Origin of the sequence: Bradyrhizobium sp. NAS80.1 (genome assembly GCF_001908205.1) — a bacterium.
Lineage (GTDB): Bacteria > Pseudomonadota > Alphaproteobacteria > Rhizobiales > Xanthobacteraceae > Bradyrhizobium.
This window is the reverse complement of sequence record NZ_LGHL01000226.1, coordinates 1-24062: the sequence shown is the minus strand read 5'-3', so window position 1 is coordinate 24062 and position 24062 is coordinate 1. Positions and strand designations below refer to the sequence as shown.

Annotated in this window: 25 protein-coding genes, 1 tRNA gene and 3 pseudogenes; 13 read left to right on the top strand and 16 right to left on the bottom strand. The window is 63.4% G+C overall.

Translation table 11 applies throughout. From position 1 onward, the window contains the following. A pseudogene (locus AC629_RS47345) lies at nt 1-556 on the bottom strand (autotransporter domain-containing protein); the annotation flags it as partial. Beyond that, entirely contained in the window at nt 505-960 is a 456-nt protein-coding gene (locus AC629_RS47340) for a hypothetical protein (RefSeq protein ID WP_168195692.1), read from the bottom strand. The pseudogene AC629_RS47345 and the gene AC629_RS47340, both read right to left, overlap by 52 nt. 383 nt (nt 961-1343) lie before the next feature. Here AC629_RS47340 and AC629_RS38085 point away from each other — a divergent pair, with 383 nt between their 5' ends. Then, nucleotides 1344-2390: a helix-turn-helix domain-containing protein gene (locus AC629_RS38085; protein ID WP_245332126.1), complete on the top strand. Its 1047-nt coding sequence runs from the start codon at nt 1344-1346 to the stop codon at nt 2388-2390. Between the two features lie 95 nt (nt 2391-2485). Next, nucleotides 2486-3109 (top strand): HAD family hydrolase, encoded by a 624-nt coding sequence (locus AC629_RS38080; RefSeq protein ID WP_143199764.1) that lies wholly within the window; start codon nt 2486-2488, stop codon nt 3107-3109. Nucleotides 3110-3121: 12 nt separating this feature from the next. Here the strand turns inward: AC629_RS38080 and AC629_RS38075 are convergent, their stop codons facing one another. The 7 genes and pseudogenes from AC629_RS38075 to AC629_RS38045 all read right to left on the bottom strand — a co-directional run bounded on the left by AC629_RS38075 (nt 3122) and on the right by AC629_RS38045 (nt 11759). Next, nucleotides 3122-4363, bottom strand: a complete 1242-nt coding sequence (locus AC629_RS38075; RefSeq protein WP_084809847.1) for an MFS transporter — start codon at nt 4361-4363, stop codon at nt 3122-3124. 91 nt (nt 4364-4454) lie between these two features. Continuing rightward, nucleotides 4455-5424 (bottom strand): annotated as a pseudogene (locus AC629_RS38070) (ABC transporter ATP-binding protein). After that, on the bottom strand, nt 5421-6416 hold the full coding sequence (locus AC629_RS38065; protein WP_084809846.1) for an ABC transporter ATP-binding protein: 996 nt from the start codon (nt 6414-6416) through the stop codon (nt 5421-5423). Before AC629_RS38065 ends, AC629_RS38070 begins: the two are co-directional and overlap by 4 nt. Continuing rightward, nucleotides 6416-7333 (bottom strand): ABC transporter permease, encoded by a 918-nt coding sequence (locus AC629_RS38060; RefSeq protein ID WP_084809845.1) that lies wholly within the window; start codon nt 7331-7333, stop codon nt 6416-6418. Before AC629_RS38060 ends, AC629_RS38065 begins: the two co-directional genes overlap by 1 nt. Continuing rightward, nucleotides 7299-8258, bottom strand: a complete 960-nt coding sequence (locus AC629_RS38055) for an ABC transporter permease (protein ID WP_074122294.1) — start codon at nt 8256-8258, stop codon at nt 7299-7301. The genes AC629_RS38060 and AC629_RS38055 overlap by 35 nt, the downstream gene beginning before the upstream one ends. Before the next feature lie 30 nt (nt 8259-8288). Beyond that, the gene (locus tag AC629_RS38050) at nt 8289-10079 is read right to left on the bottom strand and encodes a peptide ABC transporter substrate-binding protein (RefSeq protein WP_084809844.1); all 1791 of its coding nucleotides are present in this window, start codon (nt 10077-10079) and stop codon (nt 8289-8291) included. A gap of 261 nt (nt 10080-10340) precedes the next feature. Continuing rightward, nucleotides 10341-11759: a M20 family metallopeptidase gene (locus tag AC629_RS38045; protein ID WP_084809843.1), complete on the bottom strand. Its 1419-nt coding sequence runs from the start codon at nt 11757-11759 to the stop codon at nt 10341-10343. A 281-nt stretch (nt 11760-12040) separates the two neighbouring features. Here AC629_RS38045 and AC629_RS38040 point away from each other — a divergent pair, with 281 nt between their 5' ends. The 3 genes from AC629_RS38040 to AC629_RS38030 all read left to right on the top strand — a co-directional run bounded on the left by AC629_RS38040 (nt 12041) and on the right by AC629_RS38030 (nt 14392). Beyond that, on the top strand, nt 12041-13012 hold the full coding sequence (locus tag AC629_RS38040) for a S1C family serine protease (protein WP_084809842.1): 972 nt from the start codon (nt 12041-12043) through the stop codon (nt 13010-13012). Between the two features lie 22 nt (nt 13013-13034). Then, on the top strand, nt 13035-14105 hold the full coding sequence (locus AC629_RS38035) for a carboxylesterase family protein (protein ID WP_084809841.1): 1071 nt from the start codon (nt 13035-13037) through the stop codon (nt 14103-14105). 80 nt (nt 14106-14185) lie between these two features. Beyond that, complete coding sequence (locus AC629_RS38030) at nt 14186-14392, top strand: hypothetical protein (protein WP_084809840.1); 207 nt, start codon at nt 14186-14188, stop codon at nt 14390-14392. A gap of 80 nt (nt 14393-14472) precedes the next feature. Here AC629_RS38030 and AC629_RS38025 read toward each other — a convergent pair whose 3' ends face one another. The 4 genes and pseudogenes from AC629_RS38025 to AC629_RS38015 form a co-directional block, all read right to left on the bottom strand. Next, on the bottom strand, nt 14473-15132 hold the full coding sequence (locus AC629_RS38025) for a DsbA family protein (protein ID WP_084809839.1): 660 nt from the start codon (nt 15130-15132) through the stop codon (nt 14473-14475). A 93-nt stretch (nt 15133-15225) separates the two neighbouring features. Continuing rightward, nucleotides 15226-15318 (bottom strand): annotated as a pseudogene (locus AC629_RS50810) (LrgB family protein); the annotation flags it as partial. A gap of 17 nt (nt 15319-15335) precedes the next feature. After that, entirely contained in the window at nt 15336-15812 is a 477-nt protein-coding gene (locus AC629_RS38020) for a PaaI family thioesterase (RefSeq protein ID WP_084809838.1), read from the bottom strand. Nucleotides 15813-15815: 3 nt separating this feature from the next. Beyond that, entirely contained in the window at nt 15816-16244 is a 429-nt protein-coding gene (locus AC629_RS38015) for an acyl-CoA thioesterase (RefSeq protein WP_084809837.1), read from the bottom strand. A gap of 105 nt (nt 16245-16349) precedes the next feature. Between AC629_RS38015 and AC629_RS38010 the strand changes: the two genes are divergently transcribed. Continuing rightward, nucleotides 16350-16898 (top strand): TetR/AcrR family transcriptional regulator, encoded by a 549-nt coding sequence (locus tag AC629_RS38010; RefSeq protein WP_084809836.1) that lies wholly within the window; start codon nt 16350-16352, stop codon nt 16896-16898. Nucleotides 16899-16958: 60 nt separating this feature from the next. Here AC629_RS38010 and AC629_RS38005 read toward each other — a convergent pair whose 3' ends face one another. Further along, nucleotides 16959-17438, bottom strand: a complete 480-nt coding sequence (locus AC629_RS38005; protein ID WP_084809835.1) for a hypothetical protein — start codon at nt 17436-17438, stop codon at nt 16959-16961. 202 nt (nt 17439-17640) lie between these two features. Between AC629_RS38005 and AC629_RS38000 the strand changes: the two genes are divergently transcribed. Then, nucleotides 17641-17913 carry a PsiF family protein gene (locus tag AC629_RS38000; protein ID WP_084809834.1) on the top strand — a complete coding sequence of 91 codons (273 nt, stop codon included), beginning with the start codon at nt 17641-17643 and terminating at the stop codon, nt 17911-17913. Nucleotides 17914-18013: 100 nt separating this feature from the next. Next, on the top strand, nt 18014-19099 hold the full coding sequence (locus AC629_RS37995) for an AbrB family transcriptional regulator (protein ID WP_084809833.1): 1086 nt from the start codon (nt 18014-18016) through the stop codon (nt 19097-19099). 117 nt (nt 19100-19216) lie between these two features. Here AC629_RS37995 and AC629_RS37990 read toward each other — a convergent pair whose 3' ends face one another. Further along, nucleotides 19217-19759 carry a disulfide bond formation protein B gene (locus AC629_RS37990; RefSeq protein ID WP_084809832.1) on the bottom strand — a complete coding sequence of 181 codons (543 nt, stop codon included), beginning with the start codon at nt 19757-19759 and terminating at the stop codon, nt 19217-19219. 158 nt (nt 19760-19917) lie between these two features. Between AC629_RS37990 and AC629_RS37985 the strand changes: the two genes are divergently transcribed. The 4 genes from AC629_RS37985 to AC629_RS37970 all read left to right on the top strand — a co-directional run bounded on the left by AC629_RS37985 (nt 19918) and on the right by AC629_RS37970 (nt 21828). Then, nucleotides 19918-20002, top strand: a tRNA-Leu gene (locus AC629_RS37985). 649 nt (nt 20003-20651) lie between these two features. Beyond that, nucleotides 20652-20894 (top strand): hypothetical protein, encoded by a 243-nt coding sequence (locus AC629_RS37980; RefSeq protein WP_143199762.1) that lies wholly within the window; start codon nt 20652-20654, stop codon nt 20892-20894. Nucleotides 20895-21072: 178 nt separating this feature from the next. Next, a complete protein-coding gene (locus AC629_RS37975; protein ID WP_084809830.1) occupies nt 21073-21306 on the top strand; it encodes a hypothetical protein in 234 nt (77 codons plus the stop codon). Nucleotides 21307-21645: 339 nt separating this feature from the next. Continuing rightward, nucleotides 21646-21828 carry a hypothetical protein gene (locus AC629_RS37970; RefSeq protein ID WP_143199761.1) on the top strand — a complete coding sequence of 61 codons (183 nt, stop codon included), beginning with the start codon at nt 21646-21648 and terminating at the stop codon, nt 21826-21828. Between the two features lie 63 nt (nt 21829-21891). On the opposite strand, the gene AC629_RS37965 is transcribed toward AC629_RS37970, so the two are convergent. Next, on the bottom strand, nt 21892-22185 hold the full coding sequence (locus AC629_RS37965; protein ID WP_084809828.1) for a hypothetical protein: 294 nt from the start codon (nt 22183-22185) through the stop codon (nt 21892-21894). Between the two features lie 1068 nt (nt 22186-23253). Here AC629_RS37965 and AC629_RS46015 point away from each other — a divergent pair. Then, nucleotides 23254-24062, top strand: an 809-nt coding sequence (locus AC629_RS46015; RefSeq protein ID WP_143199760.1) for a sensor histidine kinase, incomplete at its 3' end; no start/stop codon positions are given.

Below are 24062 nucleotides of genomic sequence, written 5' to 3'. Positions count from 1 at the left end.
CGCCGTTTGCACCCACATCCGGTCCACCGCCACCGCCGCCGAAGCCGCCGGCTCCACCCAGGGTGCCATTGCCCGACTGGCCGCCGAATCCCCCACCGCCGCCTGAGCCGACGAACATGGCGCTGTAGCTGGTCCCCCCACCGCCGCCGCCTTGGGCGCCCCCGGTTGTCCCGGTGCCGTTTCCGCCGGGCTTGCCCGTAAGACCACTGATTCCGAGGTGGCCGTCCTGCCCATTGCTGTCGGGGCCACCGCCGGCGCCCGTATAACCACCGCCGCCGCCGCCGTACGGGTATCCGATGCCGCCGCTGCCGAAAATGCCACCGCCTCCCGCGTTGCCGTTGCCGGACCCGCCGCCCCCGGCGCCGAACAATCCACCACCACCGCCGCCGTTGAGACGGTTCGCATTTGTCGCGCCTCCGGCACCGCCGAGGCCGCCGCCGCCACCGCTCGTTCCGGCGGCACCGGTACCGCCGACGGCGCTGTTGCGGTTGAACGAGACGCCGGTCAGGGTGACGTTCGCCGACTGGTTGACGAACAGCGCACCACCCGCCCCCACYCGCCGCCGCCGCCATCTCCACCAGCCCCGCCCCGCGCGACGGCGTTGGCAAGGGTCAGGTTGTTGATGGCGACGTTCTGGGTCTGCGCGACGATCGAGCCCGCGACGGCCGCGCTGGTCTGCGTCGCATGGTCGACGCCGATAAAGAAGATACGCTGCGTGCCGCCGCCGCTGATCGTGTTGCCGTTGCCATTGATTGTCACCGAATTGAAGATCGGCGACAGCGCGCCGGACAGGGTGACGCTAGTCTCGATATTGATGGTCACCGGCGAGGACTGCGCGTTGGCATAGGCGAGCGCATAGCTCAGCGTGCCGGCCGCGCCGGTCGTCCCGGTTGCCGAGGTCCCTGGATCGCTTGCAATCGTAACTGTGCAGGTATTGCCTGCACATTGGCCAAACGCCACGTCCGCGCACGTCAAACTGGCAATTGCAAATCCGATCGCTGCAAGCCAGACGGCATGAGCGCGCGTCCGGCGGCTCGACTTCATTCCCATCAGCATTTCAAACCCACACCGCGCCGGGCACACGCACTGACTTTGCGGTCTGTCGCGTCCTACGCCCGGCATCGAGCACCGAAGCGGACCATAGCCGCGCACCTGTCCGGACGATGTGCCGGGAGTCTCAGCCGCGGATTCATGTCGGCACTGATGCAATTGCATCACAACCAGAACGTACGCCTTGCCACTTAATGCAGTTGCTCCGCGTTGGCCGAATGGTTAGATACGAGCGTCGGAATCGGTGCTGCGTTTGGCCTTCGTCCGTGCAGCCGGTGTTATCGAGAGCTGGCGTGGACGGAGCAGTCGCGAACGAGAGCATGCCGGCGAATAACGGCGAGCGCGGATCGGGCGCGCTGGCGCAGTTGCGCGCAATGACTGCCGACATCTGCGACGTCATTGCACTGACCGCCGAAGACGATTTCCACATCACCACCGCGACGATCATGGCCGGCAACGCGGTGCTGGTCGATACGCGCGCCACCGATCTCGAATACGACCGGACACCCGCGCACATCGCGCGCGGCGGCATCGATCATTATCAGATCACCCTCTGCGTCGAAGGCGAGATGCGGTTCAGCTCGGGACGGCGAGAGGTGACGCTGCGGCCCGGCGACATCGTTCTGCTCGACATGGCACAGCCGAACCGGACCGTGCTGCGCGCCAGTGGCGGCCGCACCCATCTGACCACGATCATCCTGCAACGCGCCATGCTGGCGCCGCGACTCGCGCATCCGGATTCGGCGACGGCAACCTTGTTACCGTCGGACCACCCGCATGCACGTCTGCTCGCCAGCCATTTCGCGGCGCTTGGACTACCACCGGAGCCCGAGGCCGGCAACGTGGAGGTCACGATCGAGGCTATCGCCGATCTCATGGCTGCGGCCGCCGGCGGGACGGCCGACATTACGGCCGGCGTCGAACGGGCCGAGCGGCAGCTCCATCTCGCGATGATCAAGCGCCACATCGCGAACAATCTCGAGACCCACGCAATCACCGTGGAAGAGCTTTGCCACCACTTCCAGATTTCGCGCGCAACGCTCTATCGGCTGTTCGAGGCCGATGCCGGGCTTGCGCACTACGTGCGAGAGCAGCGGCTCAATCTCGCATTCCGTCGACTGATATCACCGGCAGCACGGGATGATCGTCTGATCGACCTCGCCGTCGGTATGCGCTTCAGCAGCGACTCCACCTTCATCCGCGCATTCCGCCGCAAGTTCGGACTGACGCCGGGCCAGCTCAGGGAGCTGGCCGACAATTGGCTCAACGAAACCGGCGCGGTCCCGGCCATCGACACGGTGCTGCACCAATTGGCCCGGCGCCGCACATCGCAGCCGTGATAGATGCCACCACTGCATCCAGGTTTGTCGCTCGCGTTCCGACCGGATATGACTCTGATCACGGCCGAATGTTTCGGCAAGGCTGAGAGTCTTAAATGACCGACGAAATCAAGCTTGTCCTCTTCGACATGGACAATGTGCTCTGCGAATACGACAGGGGAAAGCGGGTCGCATGCCTGGCGGAGCTTGCGGGGTCCACCAGCGAGTTCGTCCACAAGGCGATCTGGGAGTCCGGTTTCGAATTTCTCGGCGATTCCGGCGCCCTCAATGCCGAAGGTTATTTGCGCGGTTTTGGCGAACGCATCGGCTATTCCCTGTCGCTGGATGAGTGGGTCGAGGCGCGGCGGTGTTCGATGAAGGCCGACCTCGCGATGCTGGAGATTGCCGGTCACCTGCGCGGATCGGTCGATATTGCGGTCCTAACCAACAACACCACGCTCGTCTCCGATCACATCGACACCCTGCTGCCTGAATTGCGACCGCAGTTCGGCACCAGGATCTACACCTCGGCACAGTTCAAGGCGGCGAAGCCCGATCCACTCTGTTACCGCCTCTGCGTGTCGGAGCTCAAGGCTAAACCCGAGAACGTCCTCTTTGTCGACGATCTCGCAGAAAATGTCACCGGCGCACGGAAGGCCGGACTCCATGCGCATCACCACACGTCGGTAGAGACGTTCAGGCAAGCCCTTTCCGGCTACGGCCTGCCTGAAGGGTACTGAACGAATTCGACGTCAGGCGAGATCGACGCCGCGCCGCTCGGGGATCAGGGTAAGCAGCGCCACGATGTCGATGATGTAGAGCAGCGCAAGCCCTGCGATCGCGGTCGGAAAGCCGTAGGCTGCGCTGACAATGCCGACCACCAGCGGGCCGAAGCCGGCAACCGCCCGGCCGATGTTGAAGAACACGTTCTGCGCGGTGGCGCGCGCCGCGGTTGGATACAGCTCGCTCATCAGCGCGCCGTAACCGCCGAGCATGCCGTTGACGAAGAAACCCATCACGGCGCCGCCGATCAACAATGCAATTGCAGTCGTCAGCTGCGAATAAACCACCACCATGATGGCCGCGCCCAGCATGTAGGTCAGGAACGCAGGACGGCGGCCGAAGCGATCGGCCACATGGCCGAACAGGAAGATCCCGAGCGCCATGCCGGCGATGGTGACGGCGGTCCACAGCGCCGATTGTGTCAGGCCATAACCGAACCGCGTCGAGAGATAATTCGGCAGCCAGATCATGATGCCGTAGTAGCCGAAATTCTGCACCGAGCAGAGTATGATCATGCCGATGCCGATCCTGGTCGTCTCCGCGTCAGCCACGAGCGCACGAAGTGACGAGCCGGCATTCGCCGCTTTCGCCTTGTGCGCGATGAAGACATCAGGCTCGTGCAGCTTGCGCCGGATCACATAGGCGACCACCGCCGGAAACACGCCGAGCGCGAACATCCCGCGCCAGCCGATGATCGGCAGCAGGATCGGCGTCACCAGTGCCGCAGTGAGAACGCCGAACTGCCAGCCGAGCCCGACATAGGACGTCGCCCGCGCGCGCTTGCTCGCAGGCCAGGCCTCGGCCACCAGCGCCATGCCGATGCCGAATTCGCCGCCGAGACCGATGCCGGCGATGGCCCGGTAGGTGAGCAGGTCCCAATAGCCCCGCGCGAGCGCGCAGAGTCCGGTAAAGACCGCGAACAGGACAATGCTCCAGGTCAGAACTCGCACGCGGCCAAGCCGGTCCGACAGCATGCCGAAGATGAGGCCGCCAACGACCGCGCCGACCAGCGTTCCAGTCACGAGCGAGGCCGCCTGCGGCTGCGTGAGATGGAGGTCCTTCGAAATCGCCGTCAGCATGAAGCCGAGAATGAGAAGATCGAACCCATCCATCGCGTAACCGAGCGCCGATCCCCACAGCGCCCGGCGTGCTTCCGCATCGCGATCCCCCCGTGCGGGCCACCGGTGTTTCGGCCCCGCCGAGAATGACATCCTGTACCTGGCTCATGGCCCCCCCCTTCGCCAACCGATCCCTCAACCGATCCTTTGGGATCGCGCCCAGACTGCCCGCGCACCGCACACCTCAGGCGAGGTGACACGCCACGAAATGGCCGCCTGCTCCTGCTTTCAGCTCGGGCGCGACTTCCGCGCAGCGCGGCTCGGCGATCGGGCAGCGGGTGTGGAAGGGACAGCCTGACGGTGGCTTCATCGGGCTCGGCACGTCGCCCTTGAGCCGGATGCGCTCACGCTTGAGCTTGGGATCTGGGACCGGCACCGCGGACAAGAGCGCCCTGGTGTAGGGATGCTGCGGGTTGCGGTAGAGATCGTTCGCCTTGGCCAGTTCGACGATGCGGCCGAGATACATCACCGCGACGCGGTCGGAGATGTGCTCGACCACCGAAAGATCATGCGCGACGAAAAGATAGGTCAGGTTCAGCTCGGCCTGGAGGTCTTCGAGCAGGTTAATGACCTGCGCCTGGATCGACACGTCGAGCGCGGAGACCGGCTCGTCGCACACGATCAATTTCGGCTCGACCGCGAGTGCACGCGCGATCACGATGCGCTGGCGCTGGCCGCCGGAGAATTCATGCGGATAGCGCCGCATATGCTCGGCCTTGAGACCGACCTTGACCAAGAGGCCCGCGACTCGCTCCTCGCGCTCCCTGGCGGAGGATGCGAGATTGTGGATGGTGAAGGCCTCGCCCAGGATTGCGCCGACCGTCATGCGCGGATTGAGCGAGGCGAACGGGTCCTGGAACACCAGCTGCATGTTCCGCCGCATCGCGCGCAGATCGTGGCCGCCGAGGCTACGTACGTCCTGGCCGTCGAACACGACCTCGCCGTCGGTCGGCTCGATCAGGCGCAGCACGCAGCGCCCGGTCGTCGACTTGCCGCAGCCGGACTCGCCGACGAGGCCGAGCGTCTCACCGCGGTTGACCGAGAATGACACGCCGTCGACCGCATAGACGCAGCCGACCTGGCGCGACAACAGGCCGCCGAGCACGGGGGAAATGTTTCTTCAGGCCGCTAACGCGCAGCAGGGGTTCGCTCATGACGCGCCTCCCAACTGTGTATCACCCAGGTGACAGGCCATGCGGTGGCCGGGCGCAATCTCACGCAGCAACGGCTCTCTCTCGGTGCAGACACTCATGGCGAACTTACAGCGCGGCGCGAAGCGGCAGCCGACCGGCGGATTGATCAGGATCGGCACCGAGCCGCCGATCGCCTCGAGCCGCGTCTTGTGCTCGCTGTCGAGATCGATGCGCGGGATCGAACGGATCAGTCCTTGGGTATAGGGATGACGGGGATCGCCGAAGAGATCGTCGACGGGCGCCTCCTCCACGACCTTGCCCGCATACATCACGACGACGCGCTGCGCGGTCTCGGCGACGACACCCATGGCATGGGTGATCAACATCACCGCCATGCCGAAGCGTTCTTTCATGTCCTGCAGGAGGTCGAGGATCTGCGCCTGGATGGTGACGTCGAGCGCGGTGGTCGGCTCGTCGGCGATGATCAGCTTCGGCTTGCAGGCGAGCGCCATCGCGATCATCACGCGCTGGCGCATGCCGCCGGAGAATTGGTGCGGATAGTTGTGCACGCGCCCTTCTGCGTTGGGGATCTGCACCAGCTTCAGCATCTCGATGGTGCGCTCGAGCGCCTGCTTCTTCGTCACCGCTTCATGCCGGCGCAGGCTCTCGGCGATCTGCTCGCCGACGGTCAGCACCGGATTGAGCGAGGTCATCGGCTCCTGGAAGATGAAGCCGATCTCCTTGGCGCGGATCTCATCGAGTTGATTGCTCGTCAGCGGCACGAGATCGCGGCCTTCGAAGATGATCTGGCCGGCAGCGATGCGGCCGGGCGGCATCGCGATCAGCTTCAGGATCGACATCGCGGTCACGGTCTTGCCGCAGCCGGATTCGCCGACGACGCAAAGCGTCTCGCCCTTGTTGATAGTAATGTCGACGCCGTCGACGGCCTGAAGGATGCCATCGTCGGTGGAGAAGTGGGTTTTCAGGCCCTTGATTTCGAGCAGCGGCGTCATCAGATCACCCGCCGCGCATCGAGCGCGTCACGCAGGCCGTCGCCAATGAAGTTGATGGCGACCACCGCGATGAAGATCGCGCCACCCGGAAACAGCGCCCAGTGCGGGCCGATATCGAGAAAATCCTTGGCATCATAGAGCAGGCGGCCCCAGGTCGGGGTATCCGGCGGAAAGCCGAGGCCCAGGAACGACAGCGTCGATTCCGTGATGATGGCGGCGGCGACGTCGATGGTGCCGGCGATGATGACAGGTCCGAGCGCGTTCGGCAGGATGTGACGCACCACCTGCCGCACCGGACTTGCTCCCAGCGCGCGCGCGGCCTCGACGAACTCCTTTTCGCGGATCGAGAGGAACTGGGCACGCACGAGGCGCGCGACCGGCATCCAGCGCAGGCCCCCGATCACGAGCACGATCAGGATGAAGACGCCGCCCTCGGGACCAAACACCTGCTTCAGCCCGTCGCGGAAGAGATAGATCAGAAGCAGCAGCAGCGGCAGTTGCGGCAGCGACAGGAACAGATCGGTGAGCCACATCAGGCCGTGGCCGAGCGCGCCCCGAGACATCCCGGCGAGTGCGCCGATCAGCGTACCGACGAACACCGAGACCAGCATCGCGGCGAGCCCGACCGCGAGCGAGATGCGCCCGCCATAGATCATGCGCGCCAGAATGTCCTGTCCGAGGTCGTCGGTGCCGAAGGGATGGGCGAGCGAGGGCCCCTGGAGGCCCGCGACGATATCAATGTCGTTGATCTTCACGCGCCACACGAAGGGGCCGATTGCCACGGCCAGCACCAGGATAAGGAGCAGGAAGGCGCTGACCACGGCGAGCTTGTGGCGGCTGTAGCGCCGCCACGTCTCGCGCCAGGGCGAGTACGCGCGCCGCTTAGCGGAGGGAGATGCGAGGGTCAAGCCAGCCATACAGGACGTCCGCGATGAGATTGAACAGCACCACGAGGCACGCGAAGACGAAGGTGACGGCCATCACCACCGGCGTGTCGTTGGAAAGGATGGAGGAGATCAGCAACGAGCCGATTCCGGGGATGCGGAAAATCTGCTCGGTGACGATGGCGCCGCCGAACACCGCGGGAATCTGCAGCGCGATCAGCGTAACGACCGGGATCATGGCGTTGCGCATGACGTGCTTGACGATGACCGTGGCCTGGCCGAGGCCCTTGGCGCGCGCCGTGGTGACATAGTCGAGGCGGATCACGTCCAGCATCGCCGAGCGCACGAAGCGCGTCATCGACGCCGCCTGGAACAGGCCGAGCACCGCCACCGGCATGATCGCCTGCCGGATCATCTCGAGCACCCAGCGGATGCCGGTCGCCTTGATGTCGGTCGAATAGACGAAGGGCAGCCAGTCGAGCGTTACCGAGAAGATCAGGATGAACAAGAGGCCGGTGAAGAAGGTCGGCAGCGAGAAGCCGATGAAGGCGAACGTGTTCGCGATCTGGTCGAACAGCGAATAGGGCTTTGTGGCCGCATAAACGCCGACGGGGATTGCAATCAAGAGCGCCAGGATTTGCGCCGAGCCGATCACGTAGAGTGTCGCCGGCAGGCGCTGGAGGATCAGCGTGTCGACATCCATCCGACTGACGAAGGAGAAACCCCAGTCGCCGTGCAGCATGGCGTTGAGCCAGTGCAGGTAACGGAGGTAGATCGGATCATCGAGGCCGAACTTGGCCCGAAGTGCGGCCTGCACTTCGGGCGGCACGTTCGGGTTGGTCGCCAGTTCCGAGAAGGGATCGCCGGGCGCGAGCGCCAGCACGACAAACAACACGACCGAGATTCCGAGCAGGCTCGGAATCGCGATCAGGAGGCGGCGCAGAACATACTTACTCATGAAAGAAAGACCCCGCCTAGGCGTGCGTGATCATTCCTCCCTGTACCAATCGTGCAGATTGTCGGTTTCGTTGGCCCAGCCGCTGATGATCGGACGCAGGTTATTGGCCGCTGCTTCCACCTTCAACCGATGCTGCACCGGGATGAACACGGTGTCCTGGAACATGAGATCGTTGGCCTTGATATAGTACGCCGCGCGCTTGACCGGATCCATTTCGCTTTCGGCGGCTTCGATCGCGGCGTCATAGTCCTTGTTGACCCAGCGCGGGAAGTTCGTGCCCTGCCATTTGTTCTCCTTCGTGGCGACGTTGGTCGACAGATAGCGGCGCATATGCTGCGACGGATCCGGCTGGCTCAGCGGGATCTGGAACATCTCGATATCGGCGTAGAAATGCGCATAGGTGTCGGGGTTGGCGACGTCGGAGGAGAAGAACACGGACGCCACCACCGATTTCAGCTCGACGTCGATACCGGCCTTCTGGCAAGCTTGCTTGACGATCGCCTGGGTCTTCTGACGCGGGCCGTTGATCGAAGTCTGGTAGACGATCTTCAGCTTCTTGCCGTCCTTCTCGCGGATGCCGTCCGCGCCCGGCTTCCAGCCGGCGTCGTCCAGAATCTTTGAGGCCTTCTCGACGCTGAACTCCCAGCTCGTGTTCTTGGACACGAATTTTTCCGGACCGTTGAGGAAGTTGGCGGTGGTGCGGCCGGCACGGCCGTAGATCGCCTTCTTCACCGACTCACGATCGACCAGCATCGACAGCGCCTTGCGCACGGCGGGATCGGAGAACAGGGGATGCTTGGTCTTCATCGACGAGCGCTCGCCGTCGACCTCGGTGTTGGGATCGGTGAAGTTGAGCGCGATGAACTCGGTGTCACCGCCCACGGCATAGACGGTCTTGCCCTTGCCGCCCTTCTCCAGGCGCAAGAGGACGTCGTCCTCGACCTGGATGTTCCAGCCGAAATCATATTCGCCGGTCTGGATCACGGCACGCGCAGCCGAAACGGCGTCGCCGCCGCCCTTCATCTCGACCGTATCGAAATAAGGCCGGTTCGGCATGTGGTAATCGGGATTGAGCTGGCCGCGGACGAGATCGCCCGGCTTGAATTCGACGAACTTGTAGGGGCCGGTGCCGACCGGGGCGAGGTTGGTCGGTGCCTCCCGCGATTTTGACCCCTTGTAGTCCGCGAACAGATGTTTGGGGATGATGGTGTTGGGAGCGCCGACGAAGGCGTCAGCCCAGAACGGCGTCGGCTTATTGAAGAGGATGCGGACCGTGAGATCATCCACCTTCTCGACCGTGATCTCGCGATGCGTCGCAATCGTCAGCGCGGAGGTCGCGGGATCCTTGGCATATTCCCAATTGAACACGACGTCATCGGCGGTGAACGGCTTACCGTCATGCCATTTGACGCCCGGCTTCAGTTTCCAGGTCACCGACTTGCCGTCGGCGGCCAGGCCGCCGTTCTGGATCGAAGGGATTTCGGCCGCCAGCACCAGTTTCATGTTGCCGTCGGGATCCCAACAGGCGAGCGGTTCATAGAACAGGCGCGAGCCATCCTGATCCTTGGTGCCGGTGGCGAAATGAGGATTGAGCAGGGTCGGGCCCTGCCACCACAACAGCTTCAGCGCACCGCCGCCGCCGCGCTTGGTCGGCTTGTAGACCTGGGGACCTTCGGCCATGGCGACGCCGCCGAGCGCGAGGATCTGGTTGGCGAGGGGAGCGGTGAGGCCGACCGCGGCCATGCGCTTGATGAAGGCGCGGCGATCCATCCGCCCGTCCTTCACTTTGCCGATCATCGAACGCAGTTCTTTATCCAGCATCGTTGTCCCCCGTCTGGTTCCTGTGAGGATGCAGGCAGCCGCGAGGCGACCGCCGGGTTTTCGCTGGCGGTAGATGGCACACCGAATAGGCCGCGCGTCAACTGCGACCGTGTGTGTGCTAACGGTGTTCTGGCTGTCTGTTGGGCAAAACCGTGTTCCGCAGCTCAAGCGTTCGGCAATCCGGCGCTAAAACGCGCCGAAATCCGCGCTGCACTGCGGAAAATTTGTTCGCAGCATCAGACGAAGTATCGAGACGAAATTCTACGCCACGGACATGTTGAGCGGCGGCGCGACGTGGTCCGGCAGCGGGCAGACATAAGGTGTCTTGGCCGTCCGCTTCTCGAGGTCAGCCTTGGCGGCCTTGATCAGCTCCGGATCCGTCAACGCCTTGATGCCGATACCGGCCATTGCCTTGGCCGCCTGCACCATGGCCTTGTGGGCGTGTGCGCTTTTGCCCTGCGCCACCACCTGCCAGGTGTGGAAGGGCGTTCCGATTGCAACCGTGGGTGCATGGACCTGAACGGTCGGCACCACCCAGCTCACGTCGCCGACGTCGGTCGAGCCGACCAGCGGGTTGCGCTTGGCATCGAGCGGCACCAGGAAGTCGGCCAGCGGCCGATCGGTCGGCTCCATGCCGATCGCGTAGTAGACCGACGCGATGTCCTTGTCGCTCAGCGTCGCGCGGATCTGGGTGGCAAAGCCCTTGTCCGCGTCGTCGAAATGCGGCGGTCCGAGCTCTTCCATGACCCGGTGCAGCGCCTGCTCCAGCGGCGTGTTCGGCAGGATATTGGAGACCGCGGAGATGATCTTCATCTCGACCTTGGTCTCGGTCATCAGCGCGGCGCCCTCCGCGATCTTGCTCACGCGTCCGACCAGTTCGGTCATGCCGGGCAGATCACGGGCACGGATCGAGTAACGCACGCGCGCATGCGCCTGCACCACGTTAGGGGCGATGCCGCCGGTATCGAGCAGCGCGTAATGCACGCGCGCATCGCTCGGCATGTGTTCGCGCATGTAATTCACGCCGACATTCATCAGCTCCACCGCATCGAGCGCGGAGCGGCCGAGATGGGGCGAAGCCGCCGCATGCGAGGTGCGGCCGGTGAAGATGAAGTCGGCGCGTGTATTGGCGAGCGACGGCGTCACCGCGACTTCCCAGAAGCTGTGCGGATGCCAGGTGATGGCGATGTCGGCATCTTCGAACGCACCGGAGCGCACCATGAAGGCCTTGGCCGCGCCGCCTTCTTCGGCAGGGCAGCCGTAATAGCGGACGCGGCCCGGCACCTTGTTCTCGGCGAGCCAGTCCTTCACCGCGGTCGCGGCGAGGAGTGCGGCAGAGCCGAGCAGATTGTGACCGCAACCATGGCCATGGCCGCCGGTCTCGATCGGCCGGTGCTCGGCGACGCCGGCCTCCTGGCTCAGGCCCGGCAGCGCGTCATACTCACCCATGAAGGCGATGACCGGTCCGCCCTCGCCCCACTCGCCCATCAGCGCGGTCGGAATGCCGGCGACGTTCTCGGTGATGCGGAAACCCTGATGACGCAACTCGGCGAGATGCTCGGCGGCGGACCGCGCCTCGGTGTAGCACACCTCCGGCATGCCCCAGACCTTGTCGCTGAGATCGATGAAACGCGCCTTGATCGTGTCGACGCCACGCCAGATGTCGCTGCGGTTATCCATTGCTTCTGTCCGTGATCTCTTGGCCAAACGAAGCGGCAATGGTTAGCAGCTTCATTGCAAGCCGCCTAGCACCTCGCCAGACACCAGCCATGCGGCCGGGGCCGGATCGGCCGCCGCCTACCGACTCTTGGCGGACAGTTCCTGTCATATTTGGAGATCGGCGTCACAACATCCGGAATAGTTGCGGTCAAGGCTTTCAAGATAGCCGTGCCGGGCTTAAATTGCGCATGCTTCGCGCGCCCTCATGGCGACGAAGGACGCTCGCAGACCAGGAGAACTCCATGCCCACTCTGACCGAATGGAGAGTGCCGCCGGCCAACCAGCCGCGTGCGAGCGACTATGGTTTCGATCTCGACCGCGCGCTCGCCTCCGTCGTCGGCCTGCACGCCATCATCCCGCCGGATGCCTTCAGCGCCGAGACGCTCGGCACCGAACGCGCCGGCAACGGCGTCGTGATCGACAACGGGCTGGTGCTCACCATCGGCTATCTCATCACTGAGGCGGAATCGGTGTGGCTGCACCTCGCCGACGGACGCGTCGTCGAAGGCCATGCGGTCGGTTTCGATTTCGCCACCGGCTTCGGTCTGGTGCAGGCGCTCGGCCAGCTCGACGTCGAACCCCTGCCGCTCGGCAACTCGGCAGAGGCCCGGATCGGCGACCGCGTAGTGGTCGGTGGCGCCGGCGGGCGCACGCGCTCGGTTGCGAGCCAGATCGTGGCCAAGCAGGAGTTCGCCGGCTACTGGGAATACCTCCTCGACGAAGCCGTCTTCACCTATCCCGCGCATCCGAACTGGGGCGGCACGGGCTTGCTCAACGAGCGCGGCGAATTGATCGGCATTGGCTCGCTCCAGCTCGAGCGCGAACGTGACGGCAAGGCTGAGCATGTCAACATGATCGTGCCGATCGATCTGTTGAAGCCGATCCTCGACGATTTGCGCAGGTTCGGCCGCGTCAACAAGCCGGCGCGGCCCTGGCTCGGACTCTATTCGACCGAGATCGACAATCGCGTCGTGGTGATCGGAATCTCCGCCAACGGTCCGGCCGCGCGCGCCGAGCTCAAGACCGGCGATGTCATCCTCGCCGTCGACGGCGAGAAGGTCACGAGCCAGATCGGCTTCTACACGAAGATGTGGGCGCTCGGCGACGCCGGCGTCGACGTGCCCCTCACCGTGCATCATGAAGGTGTCACCTTCGACGTTACAGTGACCTCGATCGACCGCGTCAAGCTGCTCAAGGCGCCGAAGCTGCATTGACCCCAGGCTTGAGGAAGCGGCGATGAGCGAGGCCGTGGTCGACGACATCGTGGCCGTGTTGCCGCCGCTGCTTAATGCACTGGAAGCGCTCGGCTTCTTCCAGCGGCATCTGCATCCGCCGGCCTTTGCTTCAGTGATGAACGCAATCGGCGCGCCAGACGAGGCGCTGCAGGGGGCCCACGCAGCGATTGGAGGGTGGCCCGAGCAGTTCGCAGGATTGCGCGAGCGGCTCGATCGCGCCTGCGACGAAACGCTCGCCGCCTTTGCCGGCATCCGCGAGGTCGAGCGCGGCAATGGTGATCTCGTTGCCGTCTTCCGCGCGCTGCGTCACGTCCCTCGCGCGCAGGAGGCGCTTTATCCGCTGGCGGTGCAGTTTCCGCCGGTGAGCAGCTTCTTCCTCAACGCCGTAAGGCGCGAGAATGAATCGCTGCTGGCGCGTCTGGAAGGAGGCGCTGACGAACACACCGGCATCTTCCACGACCACAACGAACCCGGCAGCCGCGGCGGCTTCTCGGTCTATGTGCCCGAATATTATTCGCCCGATCGCGCCATGCCGCTGGTGATGGCGCTGCACGGCGGCAGCGGCAACGGCCGCGGCTTCCTTTGGAGCTGGCTGCGCGATGCGCGCAGCCTCGGCGCAATCCTGGTGGCGCCGACCGCGACCGGCCCGACCTGGGCGCTGATGGGCGACGACAGTGACACACCCAACCTCATGCGCATTCTCGAGACCGTGCGTAGTCGCTGGACCATCGATGGCTCGCGTATGCTGCTGACCGGCATGAGCGACGGCGGAACCTTCAGCTACGTCACCGGGCTCGACGGCGCCTCGCCCTTCACCCATCTTGCGCCGGTGTCCGCAACCTTTCATCCGCTGATGGCGGAGATGGCGGACGCCACGCGCCTGCAGGGCTTGCCGATCTTCGTCACCCACGGCAAGCTCGATTGGATGTTTCCGGTGCAGACCGCACGCCAGACCCAGGCCGCGCTGTCGGCCGCCGGCGCCGACGTCACCTATCGCGAGATTGATGATCTCAGCCACACCTACCCCCGCGAGATTAACGCAGAGCTGCTGGAATGGCTGAACGGGGCCTGAACGGGCCGTCTGACCTGCGCCGGACTGTCGCGGAACCATCATTTCGGCTCGACGTTATCCGCCGTCACCGGAGGTTCGCCATGAAGACTTTTTTCGGAATGATCCTGGGCGCGCTGCTGCTCGTGTGCGGCGTGTACGTCTATGACTCCATGCAGACCTCGTCGGTCGCCAATGGCGAGGTTGCGACCACCAATCGCACCATCGTGAACTGGGATGTCGCGAAGGCGGATTGGGATGCGTTGCGCGATCGCGCGCACAAGGACTGGGTCCGCATCTCGTCGAAATAATTTCGATTGACCCGCCATGAAGAAGGCGCCGTCGCGGGTTCGCGGCGGCGCCTTTATGTTGAGCGGAACGAATTCGGCGCTCAGTTCATCTTGGCCTTGCGGGCATCGGCGATGACCCGCTCGAACTCGGCCATGCTGAGCACGCCCGGCACGCGGTACTTGCCGACGATGAAGGAGGGGGTGCCGCGGAAGCCGAAGGCTTCGGCCTGCTCGTTGTTGCGCTTGAGGATGGCGTCGATGTCCTTGGCGCGATCGGTGAGATCGCGCTTCAACCGGTCCATGTCGACGCCGGCTGCCGCAAGCAGCTCGTTGATGCGCGGCTCGGTGAGGCGCGAGCTGACGCCCATCATGGCGTCATGGGCCTGGTGGTACTTGTCCTGGAATTTCGCCGCGAGCGCGACCCGCGCCGCCGTTACCGAGACCGGCCCGAGGATCGGCCAGTCTTTCATCACCAGCCTCACCTTACCGTCGTCCTGAACCACCTGACGCAGCTCGGGCTCGAGCTTGCGGCAATAGGGGCAATTGTAGTCGGACCATTCGACGATGCTGATGTTGCCATCGGGATTGCCGGCGACGGGCGTGTCGGGATCGCGCAGCACTTTGGTCTCGGTCAGCACCTCATCATCGTCTGCGGCCGCCCGCGCCGTAGTGATCCCACCCACTGCAAGGGCGCCTGCCCCGATCAGCGTCAACGCGGCGCGCCGCGTCGGCACAAGGCCCTTATTCCTGAATCCAGTCATATCTCGTCCCGTTTCGGTCCCATCTCCGCAAACGCAGATACGGTTCGGGACCGGGAATTGTTACGGATCATATAGAGGGTCGCAGCCGCGATGTCATCGCACCAGCGGCGTGACCGCCAGCGGCACCAGGAGCGAGGTCACCAAAGCGTCCAGGCTCATGACGATGCCCGCGATCTCGTCGGCGCGCGTCCATCACTGAAACGCTAGGCCTGGATCGTATTCGCCACCCGCGAAGCTGCAACACGAGGCAGCATCGCCATCAGCGTCCCGGTCATGGTGGCAATCAGCGTGGTCTTGCCGTCGTGCTCGGCAAAGGCCTTGGCCTCGCAGAAGGTCAGCGTGCGACCAGGCTTGACCACCTCGGCCTTGAAGAGGAAGCGCTCGCCGCGGGCAGGTGCAAGCAGCGAGGTCTTGAACTCGACCGTCAGGATGTCGGCCTCGCGCGGCATCAAGGTGAAGGCGGCAACGCCGCAGGCATTGTCGAGCCCGGCGGTGATTATGCCGGCATGAACAAAACCGTTCTGCTGCGTGAAAGCGGACGAATGCGGCATCGCCAGCTCGACCACGCCAGGCGCGAGATGGGCGATCGAGATACCGAGCGTGCGCATCGCCTTCTGTCCTTCGAACAGCGCGGCGGCGGCGGCTCGGTAGTCCGGGTTCTTCGGCTCGAATGCGGCCATAGCTCAGGCCTCGGCCGGCTCGGCGAGATGCCTCAGAGCGACCTCGCGGACCGCATCCGTGAACGGCGTCGATTTGCGCTGCTTGCGATCCATGTGCACGCCGGTGATCTCGCAGAACGCGGCGATCTCGCCGGTCTCGGCATTCGTCATGTCGTGCCGGAAGCGGATCGACTTGTCGCGAACCTCGAGCAGGTGGCTCCGTATCTCGACAATGTCGCCGGCGAGCAGCTCGCGCTTGTAGGTGATGTTCTGCTGCACGGCAGCCATGCCGCGGCCGGAGGTGCGCAAATAGCTCGGCGTCAGCCCGAGGCGGGCGAACAGATTCCAGTTGGCCTCATCGAATTTTCCGACATACCACATGATGTTCATGTGGCCGACGTGATCGCACTGCCACGGATAGACCGTGCCGCGATAGGTCGCCTCCTGCTCCATCGCAATTTCCTGCCATGTCTGTTTTTGATCTTGATACGGTAGCGTATCAGACGCGGAACGCGTTAGCAATACGGTACCGTATCAAGAACCGGTGAGGCTTTCTTCATGAGCGACGGCAAGGGCGACGTCTGGGTCGAGGCAGGATTTGCCGAGCTCGCCCGCACGGGGGTCGAGGGCGTGCGGGTCGAGGTGCTCGCCAAAAACCTCGGCGTCACCAAGGGCGGCTTCTACCGCCGCTTCGCCGACCGCGCCGCGCTGCTCGACGCCATGCTGGAACGCTGGCGCGTGGGGCGCACGGCAGCCATCGCCCAGCAGACGAGCCTCGACGGACAAGACCCCCGCGAGCGGCTGAAGGCGGTGATCCAGCTCTATTCCGAACGACTGAATCCGGAGGGCATGGCGATCGAACTCGCGATCCGGCAATGGGCCCGCTCGGACGAGAATGCGGCGGCGGCGGCCGCAAGCGTGGACGCGGCGCGGCTCAAGCACGTCGCCGAGCTCTATCGCGCGACCGGGCTCACGGCCGAAGAAGCCGATGCCCAGGCCTTCCTGTTCTACTGCTTCATCTTCGGCCAGAGCCTGCTGTTCGTCGAGCGCGGTCCGCGCAAGCGATCGCAACTCGTGGCGAAATCGGCCGAGAAGCTGTTGGACTAGGCGATAGGACAAATGCGAAATGGCCGGAGCATTGCTCCGGCCATCGCATCAGTTCAAAGCTCAGGCGGCACCCTTCAGCTTCTTGTTGCATTCGCTGTAATAGCCGCCGCCCTTCTCGATCCACTTCATGCCGGCATTGCCGTTGGTCGCCTTGTTGGCATTGTACTGGTCGACACAGGTGTGAAGGCGGGCCTTGCCGGCGGTCTCCTTGGAATATTTCGGATCAACCGCGCTCGGGAAGACCGCGGGTCCGGTCGGCGCCGGGGCGGCAGCCGGGGCCGCCTCCTTCTTGGCCTGCTTTGGTTCGGCGGGAGCAGCGGGCGCAGCCGCGGCTGGTGCGACAGCGGGCGTCGCATCCGCGCCGCACTGCGCCTTGCGGAATTCATTCCACTTCATGGTGCCGAGCGAGCCGTCCTTCTTGGCAGCCTGATATTTCGCACTGCACTCCTGCGAGGTCAGCGCCTGCGCCGGCGCGCTGGCCACCAGCGCAACAAGTCCCGACAACGCAACTGCACACAGCAATTTTGATCGAATAGTCATGCCTGGTCTCCTCCTTGGTCTTCCCCCGGGGAAAGTGAAATGAGAATTGCTATCCTAGCGTGCCGCCGGCTTCCGACAAGGAAGCGATGGCTCCTGCTGCCAAAATATAGTGATCGCGCCGTTCCAATTATTCATGTCGCGTTCAGCAAGGCGAGCCGACGTTCACAACCCTTGGCAATTCTCGCAAGAAGAGCGCAACACCATGACCCTGACCTCTCGCCTCGCTGCCGTCGCCCTCGCCTCACTGCTCGCCTCCGGCACCGCCTTCGCGCAAGCGACTGCGCCGGCCGCCAAGACTGATCCCGCTGCTACCGCCGACAAGAAGGCGCCGAAGGAGCGCTCGGCCGAGTCGCTGGAATGCTCCAAGCAGGCGGACGCCAAGGGCCTGAAGGGGAAGGAGCGTAAGAAGTTTCGCCGCGAGTGCATAAAGGAAGCGAAGGCCGGCACCGCTGCCCCCGCAGCCGAAAAGAAGTAAATCCGTCACAATACTGCTCGCGAGCTTCGGCGAGGGTGCACGCATTGCGGCATGACGTAGCCGCATTTGTGCGCCTCTCGCCGATTTGCGATAAGGAGGCGTGAAGCAAATCACCGCCTCCCTGCCGTTCGAATGGCCGAGCCGTGCCAAGATCTTGAGCACGGTGGAGACGCTTTTCATCGGCACTGCCGGTGGCCTGGTGTTTCTGCTGGCGGGCCTTCCCGGCGGGTTGATCTCGGGCTCGATGATCGCGGTCGGAATCGCGGCGATCGCCGGCCGCCAGCTGTCGCTGCCGCCGATCCTGACCCAGACCGTGCTGGTTCTGCTCGGCATCTCCCTGGGCTCGGTCGTTTCGCGCCATCTGATCCAGCAGGTCAGCGCCTATCCCCTGACCATCGGGCTGCTTGCGCTCGCGACCTTCTGCTCGACCTTCGGCTCGAGCTATTACCTCCAGCGCATCCATGGCTGGGACCGCACCTCGGCCTTTCTTGCCGGCAGCCCCGGCGCCCTGTCGCAGATCACGATCCTGGCGGTTGAGCGCGGCGCCGACCTGCCGGGCATCGCGGTGGTGCAGACCATGCGCGTCATCATCCTGACCGCGGCGCTGCCGATGGTGCTGGCGCTGGCAGGCATCGCGCCCTCCGCTGCGCCGTCATTGACGACGACGATCGCTTCGCCGCTTGACCTCGTCGAACTGGTCGTCGCCTCGCTGGCGGCGTCGCTTCTGCTGCGGCTGATCAAGTTTCCGGCGAGCTGGATGTTCGGAGCGATGATTGCCTCCAGCGTGCTGCATGGCGCAGGCTGGGTCGAGGGCGGCCTGCCGAACTGGGTGCGCGGCGTGGCACTGGTCGGCATCGGCGCGCTGATCGGCAGCCGTTTCGCGCGGATGCGGATCAAGACGCTGGCCGGCCACATCAACGCGGCGCTGGGCTCGTTCGCGGTGGCGATCGCCGTCTCCGCCATCTTCGTCGGCATCGTGGAGCTGACCACGCAGGTGAAGTTCTCCGACGTCGTCGTCGCATTCGCGCCGGGCGCGATGGACGCCATGCTGGCGCTGGCCCTGACGCTGCACATCGACCCGATCTTCGTCGGTGCCCATCATCTGTCGCGCTTCGTGTTCGTGACGATCGCGACGCCGGGCATCGTGCACCTGTTCGGTCGCACGCAGGACGATGTGGACGATTAGCGGAGCTCAGCTCTCGTGGGGCAGGCAAAGCCTAGCGTGCCTACCAGCTGCAAACGTGAACCTCGATGAATGGTGGGCACGGCGCGCAAGAGCGCGCCTTTGCCCACCCTACTGCACCTACGTGCGCTTTGCCGTCGCCGCAAATCCCCACGCGGCGATTGCGGCCATCAAGAGCGAGATCAGCACGTTGTAGCCGGCGAGCGAGAGGCCGAGGAAGCGCCACTGCACCTCGTCGCAGCGCACCACCTTCACGGTGTCGAGCCGCGAGAGCAGATCATTGGCGCTGCCGAGATTGACGACGGGACCGGAGCAATCGGTCGGCCCCTTCCAGAACCCCCATTCGACGCCGGAGTGATAGACGCCGAGGCCGGCATTGGCGAGCGTCGCCAGCGCGAGGATCGCAAGACCTGCGAGCAGCAGCGGCCGCGGCGCACCGCCCCGCGCCGCGAGCACGATGAGCAAGCCGAGCGGGATCGCGAGATAGTACGCGTAGCGCTGCTCCAGGCAGAGCGGGCATGGCACGATCCCCAGCACGAGCTGGAAGAACCAGGCGCCCGCGATCGTGGCTGCTGCAATCAACGTGACCAGGAGCGAGGCGGTCAGCGCGGGGTTCGCGGCCGCCGGCCTGGACGCGGGTATTGCGGCACTCTGGGTCGTCACGGCAGCCTCTTCCGGTAGGTCGCGTTGTTAACGCTCTAACCCCGGCCCATGCGGCTGTCGAGAACAGCCGGGATCACTTTGGCGCGGGTTGACCGCGCCCTGTCCATGGCTATAGTCCGCCCGCTTCGCGACGTCCTCATCCGAGGGGCCGACCGAGGGCCCCTGTGGCGGAACTGGTAGACGCGCTCGACTCAAAATCGAGTTCCGCAAGGAGTGCTGGTTCGATTCCGGCCAGGGGCACCAGAATGAAAACATCAATAATAACAAGAACTTAATAAGATGGTTCGATTCCGAATTCTCGGGGAAAAATTCGTAAGATATTGAAAACACAGGTAAAAGCTCACGCCAGTCGCCCGTTTTGTTGGCATTTTTGTTGGTATTCGGAATCAAGCGTTCGGAGCGAATTTCGCTATTCCCGAATGACCGAAATGAGCAGACGGCCCGCAAGAACGATGGCGCGAGTACCAAACCGCAAGTCTTTCCCGATTACCCGCACTGGAGTGGCGAGGAGTCCTGTGAAAACGCGAGGTTGGTAGCTGCGCGCCTCACCTCCCATATTGAAAGCAAATGAGATTTTCCGCTGGAAATCCCGTGCGGTCACGTTGGAATCGAACCACCGGCACGACCGGAGCTGAATTCAAGTTCTGAACCTGCGACGAGTGACACGGCTCGTTTGCACGGGCGAGGCTGTGTGGGCGCTTGAATCGACCTCTCACCTTGCCGTCTCAGATTGGTTGGCTGGCCGTTTAGGCGATCTACCAAGCGATCCGGGTCGAAGCAGCTTTGGACCGAGATCGGGTACTCGGCGCGGCAGCTTTCGCGTTTTGAACCAACCGGCCTCGGACGCATTTAGCCCGTGGGCGAGGCATCTCGCCACGGGAGAGCGATGGGAATGGCAAGATCCTTCGAGACAGGCGTTTACCTCGTCCGCGTCTTGACCGACGACCGGACCAACAGGCTTTGGGTTGCCGCGGGATCGTCTCCCGAGGATGCGGTGGACCTGGTTCTAAACGCCATTCCGGAGGGCTGGTCTGCCTCGCCGGCACTGGAACAATTGCCCCCCGCCGATATCGATGGGCTCAATCTGAAACAGGGTGAAGTGCACGAGATCACCCGCACGATCCGCATGTGTTGACGGCTAATTTTGAGCCAGCTGAGACACTTGGGTAGTTGTGCCGCCGCATGAAATAAAAACTCGCGCGCCGGCGAATAAGAGCGCAGGCTCCCCACATCACCGGCCGAGGCACAGTCCCGTAGGCGTCGGTGGCTGAGAGACCGATTGTGCTCCCGCCTGCAAGGCAGAGGAGCGCGCCATGTCGATCTATTCGTATGATCATCAAATCCTTGCACGTTCCAGGGAAGTCATTCGCCAATCGCTCGAACTGCTCAGTTGGAGCGAGGCGTGCGTTCGGCAGCATCGAAACGATCACATCGGTGAAAGCGTGGAGCCGGAAAATGGCACACAGTTCGCCGATGCGGCGAACGAGCGACAATCTTTTGACGAGAGCGGAAGCGGCCATCGCAGAGGCGAAAGCGCTTCGTCATGAGCGGGAACGCATCTCGGCTGCGGCTCGAATGTGGACGCGTGCCACTCAGATCCCCTTGCGGCAACTTCAAACTGAGCTTTATGAAGACGGTGGCTTTATGATCGGGCCCACAATCAGACGGTAGCTTGGGACCCAAGCACTGTTCCAGCTTTCCAACGTGCCGCCGCAATAAACGCACTGGCAGCTACTTACTTCCCGTGTTGGAGCCATTGACTCCGTGCGGCGATAGACCGCCCCACATTTGCAATTCCGATGCTGTTCTTTCATGGAGCGGGCGCATTGTGCCTAGCGCCTATCTCGACAATGGTAGATGATGCAGGCTCCAAGACGGATTGCAGCATGGACCATAGGTTGGTCACGGCGTACTTGGAAATGGCCCGACGGCACATTGCTGAGGGTAAGGAACACGTCGGCCGGCAACGTGAAATCGTTGCCAAGATCAAGAAGCGCGGCCGCGACCCGTCCTATGCAAAGATGCTGCTCCATCGCTTCGAGCGTCTGCCGCCAATGGCGCAGCATTGACAAGCCCTGTTGGTGGGAGGCAGCGTTGGCGCCTGGATCGAAGCGGAAGGCGTGGAGACCACATCAGTGCTCAGTCTCCCGCAACCGGATCACAATGCCCGTTGGTTCAGGCTGATGAGCGCGCAGCTTGGTGAGTGTACCATCGCTCCAGTCCGCGATGTTTATGACCTCTCCGCTCTGCGGCTTCATTCGGGGCAATTCGATCAGTTCCAGGACATTGAGTCCTCTCGCGTCGAGGAAGAATGTATGGTCTCCAAATAGGTCGTTCAATTCCGGAATCGCCGGACTATCGTCGGCGATCACGTGAGCCTTGAACTGGTTGAGCGTCTGCTCGATCTGGGTTGAGTTCAGCTTCATGATGGCTCCAGCTCTTGGTCCTCGCATCTGCGCGCTGGTTAGTGCTCGCTCTCGACGATCGACGTCCGAAGCTCTTCGTTGCTTGCTCTGCGATGGAAAGTCGTTCGTATCGTTCAACAAAGAACGAACCCGCCGCTGCAAGCGCCGGTGCTCCTACCTGGCGTCATCGGAACTCAGGTATTCGGCGATCCTCCCAAGGGAGGCATCAAAGCGCTCATCGTGGAACGATGTAGTTGCCGACGCCCTTGACCCGTTTGTCTTTCCCGAAATGATTTTCGCAGATCGACGGCGATCGTGACTTATGGATGGAGTAGCCAGGCTGGAGCGGACGCCTGCAAAGCACTTTCTTTCTGTGAAGCATGAGAAGCTGCGCACCACAGTCGCTTCACCGAGCGGCCGGGAATCATGCCGGCATGCAAGAAGCACCGATTGCGATCGATGGCGGCAGCGTAACACACGCGCTGCAGGCGCGATACCCGCGTTCTCGCAATCAAGATCGAAATTTGGGCGAACAGACCGAACGGACTGAAATGTCGCATCCGGTAGCGGCATGTTGCCGCTCCCAGAACCGGACTTCGACAATCCAATGCCTCCATTGGAGCGCTCAGAATTAACAGACGGCGCCCCTGGATCCATGCTATCAGAAACTATGAGAGCGTTTTTTATGGTTTTGCTTTTTGCCTGTTGGCCCGCGGCGGCCCAGAATGTTGTCACAGCGGCTCCCTCAAGCAAAGAGGAGCTCTCGATCCGGGATCAGATCAAGGCCGCTCGCGCCAGAGAAAAGGCGGATGAAGCGACAGGCCCGAAGGAGCGAGCGTGGGATCGCGATGCGCGCGGCAAGCGTCCTTGGGACGAGGGCCGGGACGGCCAGAAGTGACGCGACGTCCTTGGCCTCGCGCGCTTGCTCCACTACCAAAACGCCACGGCCGGACGCGACCGCCTCTCGACTTCAGTCCCTGCGGGGTGACGCTGCAGCAAAATGCTCCAGTCGTGATGAAGCATCCGGAGACGGTCTACGGCTAGATTAGGAGCGCAGGCATTTCCATCCCCGAAGTCCTGCTTGTCCCCTTGCACCTGCGACGGCCTCTTGAGGATGGCGGCGCAGGAACGCTCTGGGTTGTCGGTTCAAAGCCGGGTTTCTTCTCCCAGGAACATGCACGCGTCCTGACCGAGCTTGCCGCCTTCGCGAGCGTCGCGATCCGAATGATACGAGCCGAGGAAGTCGTTCAGTCAGCTTTGCAGGAGCAAGAGCAACTCACACGTGAAATGGCCCATCGCCTCAAGAATCTCCTCGCTATCACGGATGGCATGCTTCGCCTGACGGCGCGCACTACGGCCACCAAGGAGGAGTTGGTGGCCAAGATGTCGGGGCGGCTCCTAGCACTTGCGAACGCTAATCAGTTGGTCAGACGGTCCTTCGCGCACGACACCATGTCGAGGGTCGGGCTGCAGCAGCTGATGGAGACCATCCTCAAGCCGTATGAGCATGTCTCGACGGCTGGTCCCGACGTTGCGTTGGGCGATCATGCGAGCAACAGCATGGCACTTGTTTTTCACGAGCTCGCCACCAATGCCGCCAAGTATGGCGCGCTGAGCCTCGATGAAGGACATGTCGATGTAGGCTGGTTAGTTCACGAGGATCTCCCCCGATTACCCGCACTACCTTTCCAGCGTGCCGTGCCCATTACCCCGGTGAACCAGACAGGTGCATGCGTCGATTGCTTCCCTGTCCGCGCGGCCTTCCCCGCCATGCGATCGGGTCGGCATTCACATAGTAACTTTCGAGGCGTGCTCAGGCTTCACTCACGTTACGGCCCGCTGGATTGCTCGGCCGCCCAAGGCGACCTTTGTCACGAGGCTTCGGTCCGTCCGATTGC